The 2,012-nt window shown below is 52.8% G+C and carries 2 rRNA genes (1 of these 2 only partly in view); both read left to right on the forward strand.

The features are described 5' to 3' along the window. Nucleotides 1–1,734, forward strand: a 23S ribosomal RNA gene (locus ACP15F_RS15220) (it extends 1,098 nt beyond the left edge of the window). Nucleotides 1,735–1,814: 80 nt separating this feature from the next. Beyond that, a 5S ribosomal RNA gene (gene rrf, locus ACP15F_RS15225) occupies nt 1,815–1,929 on the forward strand. Nucleotides 1,930–2,012 lie beyond the last annotated feature (83 nt).

Genomic DNA, 2,012 nt, shown 5'->3' on the forward strand with positions numbered 1-2,012 from the left:
TCCTTTAAAGATAGCGTAACAGCTCACTGGTCTAAATAAGTTGTCTTGCGGCGAAGATGTACCGGGGCTCAAGCCATGAGCCGAAGCTTAGGGTGTGCATTTATGCACGCGGTAGCAGAGCGTAGTGTGACATAGTTCCATTCCTCATTAGCATCTTCGGATGCATTTGAGGATCGGAGCTTTCGATGAAGCGGGCGTGTGAGCGATCCCGTGGAGAGATCACTAGTGAGAATGATGACATGAGTAGCGACAAAGGGGGTGAGAGACCCCCTCGCCGAAAATCCAAGGGTTCCTGCTTAAAGCTAATCTGAGCAGGGTAAGCCGGCCCCTAAGCCGAGGCCGAAAGGCGTAGGCGATGGGAACCAGGTTAATATTCCTGGGCCGTGGAGTGGTGACGGATCTCGAAGGTAGTTCATCCTTATCGGATTGAATGGGCTGCTTAGAGGTTCCTGGAAATAGCCCTCCTATAAGACCGTACCCTAAACCGACACAGGTGGATAGGTAGAGTATACCAAGGCGCTTGAGAGAACGATGTTGAAGGAACTCGGCAAAATACCTCCGTAAGTTCGCGAGAAGGAGGCCCAGTTTCTACGCAAGTATTGACTGGGGGCACAAACTAGGGGGTGGCGACTGTTTACTAAAAACACAGGGCTCTGCGAAGTCGCAAGACGACGTATAGGGTCTGACGCCTGCCCGGTGCCTGAAGGTTAAAAGGAGGAGTGCAAGCTCCGAATTGAAGCCCAGGTAAACGGCGGCCGTAACTATAACGGTCCTAAGGTAGCGAAATTCCTTGTCGGGTAAGTTCCGACCTGCACGAATGGCGTAACGACTTCCCCGCTGTCTCCAACATCGACTCAGCGAAATTGAATTGCCTGTCAAGATGCAGGCTTCCCGCGGTTAGACGGAAAGACCCCGTGCACCTTTACTACAGCTTCACACTGGCATCAGACACAACATGTGCAGAATAGGTGGTAGGCTTTGAACTCAGGACGCCAGTTCTGAGGGAGCCTCCTTTGAGATACCACCCTTGTTCTGTTTGATGTCTAACCGCGGTCCGTTATCCGGATCCGGGACCCTGTGTGGCGGGTAGTTTGACTGGGGCGGTCGCCTCCTAAAGAGTAACGGAGGCGCGCGAAGGTTGGCTCAGAGCGGTCGGAAATCGCTCGTTGAGTGCAATGGCAGAAGCCAGCCTGACTGCGAGACTGACAAGTCGAGCAGAGTCGAAAGACGGCCATAGTGATCCGGTGGTCCCGAGTGGAAGGGCCATCGCTCAACGGATAAAAGGTACGCCGGGGATAACAGGCTGATACTGCCCAAGAGTCCATATCGACGGCAGTGTTTGGCACCTCGATGTCGGCTCATCTCATCCTGGGGCTGGAGCAGGTCCCAAGGGTACGGCTGTTCGCCGTTTAAAGAGGTACGTGAGCTGGGTTTAGAACGTCGTGAGACAGTTCGGTCCCTATCTGCCGTGGGTGTAGGATACTTGAGAGGAGTTGCCCCTAGTACGAGAGGACCGGGGTGAACGTTCCACTGGTGGACCAGTTATCGTGCCAACGGTAGTGCTGGGTAGCTATGAACGGACAGGATAACCGCTGAAGGCATCTAAGCGGGAAGCCCCCCTCAAAACAAGGTATCCCTGAGGACCGAGGAAGACTACCTCGTCGATAGGCCAGAGGTGTAAGCGTGGTAACACGTTCAGCTGACTGGTACTAATGGTCCGATAGGCTTGATTTGATCCAGTAGAAGACAGTTCTACTGAAAAATCAAAAGCATACATCACAGTATAACTTGACTTGGAATTGCTCTTTATTCGGTTTGGTGGTCACAGCACCAGTGAAACACCCGATCCCTTCCCGAACTCGGCCGTTAAGCACGGTTGCGCCAATGGTACTGCATCTTAAGGTGTGGGAGAGTAGGTCACCGCCAAACCTAATAAAGAGCAATCAGTATCCTCTCAAAACGATGATAAAAACAAACAAAACGCCGCCGAGCAGAAATGCCGGCGGCGTTTT

Origin of the sequence: Aliiroseovarius sp. S253 (assembly GCF_049800855.1) — a bacterium.
In the GTDB taxonomy this organism is placed as follows: Bacteria; Pseudomonadota; Alphaproteobacteria; order Rhodobacterales; family Rhodobacteraceae; genus Aliiroseovarius.